Raw genomic sequence first — 4,793 nt, forward strand, 5'->3', positions numbered from 1 at the left:
GTCCGGCCCCAGCCAAAGCAACCCTGTACTAGCCCTCCTGGGCGTTCGAGATGTAGGTGACGGCATCGCCGACGGTCTTGAGGTTCTTGACCTCTTCATCGGGAATACGGACGCCGAACTTCTCCTCGGCGTTGACCACGATGGTCATCATGGAAATGGAGTCGATGTCCAGGTCGTCGGTGAAGGACTTGTCCAGCTCAACCGCCTCGGGTGCCAAACCGGTCTCTTCGTTGACGATCTCAGCGAGTCCGGCCTGGATTTCTTCGTTGCTAGCCATGGTGGCTCCTTTTCTTATGTTTGCCGATACTTGACTTGGCATGGGGTTTCAAGCCGCGGTCCGCGGCCTGTTGGATTGGATTCTACGGAAGTGCGATGACCTGGGCGCCGAATACGAGCCCCGCACCGAAACCGATCTGCAGGGAGAGGCCCCCCGAAAGTTCCGGATTTTCCTGCAGCAGCCGGTGGGTTGCCAGCGGAATCGAGGCTGCCGAGGTGTTCCCGGCGTCGGCAATATCGCGGGCAATGACAACCGAATCGGGAATCTTGAGCTTCTTGGCAAGTTCATCGATGATGCGCATGTTCGCCTGATGGGGAACGAACGCGCTTAATTCCTCCGGCTTCACTCCTGCGGCATCAAGCGCCTGCTGGGCGACTTTCGCCATTTCCCAAACGGCCCACCGGAAGACTGTCTGACCATCCTGACGGAGTGTCGGCCACAGACTCTCGGCAGCGACATCGTCTTCAACGTTTGCGGTGGCGATGCGTCCGGCTGCCTTGCCTTCCGGCGCATGGTCGCGCAGCTGCAGGGAGGAACCGGTCATGCTGATCGCGTCCCACTTGCTGCCGTCGGAGCCCCAAATCGAGGGACCGATGCCAGGGGAATCGGAGGGACCAATGACGACGGCGCCGGCACCGTCTCCGAGGAGGAAGGAAATCGTGCGTTCGGAGTTGTCGATAATGTCTGAAAGCTTTTCCGCGCCCACGACCAGTACGTACTCGCTGGTCCCGCTGCGTACCAGCGAGTCGGCCTGAGCCACACCGTAGCAGTATCCTGCACAGGCAGCGGAGATATCGAACGCCGGGGCCGGGGTGGCACCGAGGCGCTCCGCCAGCAATGATGCGCCCGACGGCGTCGGGTACGGGTGGGTCACGGTCGACAGGATGACGGCATCCAATTGTGAACCGTCGATTCCGGCGGCCGCGAGAGCGTCGCGGGCTGCACCTTCGGCCATGTCAATGACGGAGACGTCCTCGGCGGCACGATGCCTGGTGACGATTCCTGTCCGTTGCCGGATCCACTCATCCGAGGAGTCGATCCACTGGCAAACGTCCTCGTTCGTGACAATGATGTCCGGCCGGTAGGAACCGAATCCCATAACCCGGGTGTGTTCCCGCAGCGGGTTTTGATTCATGACTGGAGTGCTCACTAAGCGCCTTCTTCCGCGGCTTCGGTCTGGATCATTTCCCGGGCGGCATCAAGGTCGTCGGGAGTCTTGAGAGGGGCCGTGGCAACGCCGGGCAATCCCCGCTTCGCCAGCCCCGCCAGCGTACCGGCCGGTGGCAGTTCAATCAGGCCGCTGACGCCCATGGTTTTGAACTGCTCCATGCAGAGATCCCACCGCACCGGGCGGGATACCTGGGCGATAAGGCTGTCCAGGTTCGCCTCGCCGCTGGTGACCCGCCCGCCGTCGTAATTGGACAGCAGGGGCAGGGAAGGGCTCTTGGGGGAGAGCCGGGGGCGGAGCTCCTCGAGAGCATCCGCGGCAGCAGCCATGTGCCGGGTATGGAAGGCTCCGGCCACCTTCAAAGGAATAACACGCGCCTTGGCGGGCGGGTTGTCGGCAAGACTCTGCAACTGCTCAAGGGTGCCGGCTGCGACTGTCTGGCCCGCACCATTGGCATTGGCGGCTGTCAGTCCGGCATTACCGATGGCGGCCAGAACCTCTTCCTGATTGCCGCCGAGCACGGCGCTCATTCCAGTGGGTGTCCGGGCCGCGGCATCGGCCATGGCATTGGCGCGTTCGCGCACAAAAGCGATGGCGTCATCTTCGGTCAGCGCTCCGGCCAAGGCAGAGGCGGTGATTTCACCTACTGAGTGTCCGGCCAGTACGACGGCGGACGTGCCGTTGGCTGCCGGAGTGTCTTCCAGCAAAACGCGGGCGGCAACAAGACCGGCAGCAACAATCAGTGGCTGCGCGACGGCGGTGTCCTTGATGGTGTCCGCGTCCGATTCGGTACCGTGCTTGATCAGGTCGAGCTGTGCCGAATCACTCAGCCGCTCCAAATGCTCTTTGACGCCGGGCAGTTCGAGCCATGGAGATAGGAATCCAGGAGACTGGGAGCCCTGGCCAGGGCAGACAATTGCAAGCACCATTCAAGCTTTCCAAAATACGTCGGGCAACGAGGTGTTTCCAGTGACGAAGCTGGTCCGGTCACTTTGTAGGAAGTCTACAACGTTCAGTCTAATGTCCGCGCACGTTGTTCCGCTCGGTGGGCTTGGCTGGCACGGAGGCGAGCCGACCCATAACGAGTGCCGTTTGCAGCACGAATGCCTCCCGCGGAAGCAGCGGATCCCAACCGGTAACGTCGGTGACGCGGCGGAGACGGTAGCGGACGGTATTGGCATGCACGAACAGTTCCCGGGCTGTCGCCTCGAGGGAATGTCCCAGATTGAGGTAGCTGGACAGTGTCTCGACCAAGCCGTTGGAGGCTGCGACGAGCGGACGGTAGATGTTATCCACCAGTGCGCGTCCTGCAGCCTCGTCGCCGGACATGACGCGTTCCGGCCACAAGTCGTCCGCCGCAACCGGACGGGGAGCCATTGGCCAGGCCCGGGCAGCGGTGAGACCCGCGAAAGCGGCTTGGGCGGAGGCGCTGGCATCGGCAAGGGACCCGGCCAGCGGGCCATGCACGACCGGACCGGGTCCGAAAAGTTCGCTGAGCCGCTGGTATGCGGAGGTCCGCCCGTTCATGCCGCCCAGCACCAGGATCAGCCGGTCGCCCTGGATCCCCACGAGTGTATCGTCGGCAAACCGGGCGGTGGCACGGCGGAGTTCACTGACGAAGGTGGGGCTTGGTTCTGAGGGAGAGCTGCCGACGATGACGGTGATTTTTGACTGCGATTTCCAGCCGACGGCGGCAATCCGGGACCGCAGCGCGTCCGAGCTCTCGCCGCGGAGGATGGCGTCGACGACCAGCGCCTCCAGTCTCGTGTCCCAGGAACCGCGTGTCTCGGCGGCACGGGCATAGACGTCGGCGGCGGCAAAGGCCACTTCCCGGGAGTAGCGCAGCACTGCCTCGCGCAGGTCAGTCTGGTCGGCCTCTGGAGCAAGTTCCGGGACCTGGTCCTCGACGACCTGGACGACAATCCGGATCAGCTGCAGGGCCTTCTGGAGTGAGATGGAACGAGTCAGTTCGGTGGGCGCGGCGCCGAACACGTCGCTGAGAACCCAGGCCGGCGAGGCTGGACGCTCATACCAACTGACGAAGGAGGAAATGCCTTTTTGGGCAATCAGCCCCAGCGCTGAACGCTCATCCGCCCGCAGCTGCCGGTACCAGGGGAGCGACGTTTCCAACTGCCGCAGCGTCGTCGTCGACAGGGTTCCAATATTGGACCGAAGCCGGGCCAGCGTCTGGGCCTTTCCAGCCGACGGCGGAGCCAGAGGCCCCTGGGCAGGGTCTGCCGACCCGCCGGCGGAACTGCCGGAGCGGGTGTTTGCACCCTTGGTGGAGGTGCTGCGTGAAGCTGCCATCCTTCGAGCTTACGACGTGTGCGGAACAAACCTCCATTTGTGCGAAGGCTACAATAACGCCGTCGCCGCTACGGTGACCGATAGAGTGATGGCATGAGCCAGTCTTTGTTAAAGCCGGGACGGAACGCGTGCGGTATTTTTGCAGATGCCTGCCGGATCGCCACGTTGCTGAGCACGGGATTGGCTCTCGTTTTCTGGGGACCGGACAAGGTCATTGCCTTCCTCGCCGTTTTTGCGATCCTCGTCATTCCCCGGATGATGCGGATGCCGGAACCTTTCGACGCGGCCTTCGCCGTAACGATGTACATTTCCACCCTGACCGGCGCCCTCGGCTGGTACGAAAACCTCGACTGGTGGGACAAGGTGGCGCACGTGGTGACCACCGGGGCCGCGGCGGCCATGGTGTGCCTGATCCTGTCCCGTTATGGCTTGGTGGACAACCTGTTTGACCGGAGCCGCAGACTTTTCCGCTCGCGGGTTGTCCTGCAGACGACGGCGTTTGGCCTCAGCATCGCTGTGACTTGGGAAATCCTGGAGTGGTTCTACAAGACCGTCAACTCCAACGACCCCCCGGCTACCTACCTTGACACTATGGCAGACATGCTGGGTGGCGCCGTTGGCTCAGTTATAGCCGCATTCTTCCTGCTTGGCTGGGCGGGGGAGAGCAGGCAGGACGCCACGCATGAAAGCCGCGTGCGGCAGGCCGATCCGCTGTCTGGTTCCTTGAGCGACCTGGATGACCCCGCCAATTAGCACCGGACCCGGCAATTAGGACCGGACACAGCAAAGGGCGGCCAACCGGAGTTGACCGCCCTTAATGCTGCCGGGGCAGTTCGTGCCGCCCGGCGATAATCAGTTCTTACTCGGCGCCACCTGCGGCGCCGGAGGTACCGGCGGTAACGTCGTGCAGCTTGTACTTCTCGATCGCTTCACCCGGAGCGCGCCAGTCGACCTCGCCGCGGCGGGCCAGCATTTCCAAGGCACGGACGACCATGGAAGGTCCATCGATCTTGAAGAACCGGCGGGCAGCCGCGCGGGTGT

6 protein-coding genes are annotated in these 4,793 nt (G+C 63.1%); 1 reads left to right on the forward strand and 5 read right to left on the reverse strand.

What is annotated here, in order from left to right; genetic code table 11:
* Positions 1–28: 28 nt before the first annotated feature.
* The 4 genes from Y707_RS0111190 to Y707_RS25250 all read right to left on the reverse strand — a co-directional run bounded on the left by Y707_RS0111190 (position 29) and on the right by Y707_RS25250 (position 3,752).
* Positions 29–277: an acyl carrier protein gene (locus Y707_RS0111190; protein WP_026535158.1), complete on the reverse strand. Its 249-nt coding sequence runs from the start codon at positions 275–277 to the stop codon at positions 29–31.
* 82 nt (positions 278–359) lie between these two features.
* A complete protein-coding gene (locus tag Y707_RS0111195) occupies positions 360–1,412 on the reverse strand; it encodes a beta-ketoacyl-ACP synthase III (protein ID WP_442853293.1) in 1,053 nt (350 codons plus the stop codon).
* 14 nt (positions 1,413–1,426) lie between these two features.
* Positions 1,427–2,371, reverse strand: coding sequence for an ACP S-malonyltransferase (locus Y707_RS0111200; protein WP_026535160.1), 945 nt, complete (start codon positions 2,369–2,371; stop codon positions 1,427–1,429).
* A 91-nt stretch (positions 2,372–2,462) separates the two neighbouring features.
* Positions 2,463–3,752 carry a PucR family transcriptional regulator gene (locus Y707_RS25250; protein ID WP_173401459.1) on the reverse strand — a complete coding sequence of 430 codons (1,290 nt, stop codon included), beginning with the start codon at positions 3,750–3,752 and terminating at the stop codon, positions 2,463–2,465.
* A gap of 93 nt (positions 3,753–3,845) precedes the next feature.
* On the opposite strand from Y707_RS25250, the gene Y707_RS0111210 reads away from it, so the two are divergent.
* Positions 3,846–4,505: a DUF2238 domain-containing protein gene (locus tag Y707_RS0111210; RefSeq protein WP_155852898.1), complete on the forward strand. Its 660-nt coding sequence runs from the start codon at positions 3,846–3,848 to the stop codon at positions 4,503–4,505.
* Positions 4,506–4,611: 106 nt separating this feature from the next.
* Here Y707_RS0111210 and Y707_RS32800 read toward each other — a convergent pair.
* On the reverse strand, positions 4,612–4,793 hold a 182-nt coding region (locus Y707_RS32800), incomplete at its 5' end, for a hypothetical protein (RefSeq protein WP_035781331.1).

This window comes from Arthrobacter sp. H14 (genome assembly GCF_000520495.1).
Lineage (GTDB): Bacteria > Actinomycetota > Actinomycetes > Actinomycetales > Micrococcaceae > Arthrobacter_C.

Bases quoted from the DNA above. Each gene is read 5' to 3' on its own strand.
- Y707_RS0111190 (WP_026535158.1), bottom strand. From the start codon at position 277: ATGGCTAGCAACGAAGAAATCCAGGCCGGACTCGCTGAGATCGTCAAC.
- Y707_RS0111195 (WP_442853293.1), bottom strand. From the start codon at position 1,412: ATGAATCAAAACCCGCTGCGGGAACACACCCGGGTTATGGGATTCGGT.
- Y707_RS25250 (WP_173401459.1), bottom strand. From the start codon at position 3,752: ATGGCAGCTTCACGCAGCACCTCCACCAAGGGTGCAAACACCCGCTCC.
- Y707_RS0111210 (WP_155852898.1), top strand. From the start codon at position 3,846: ATGAGCCAGTCTTTGTTAAAGCCGGGACGGAACGCGTGCGGTATTTTT.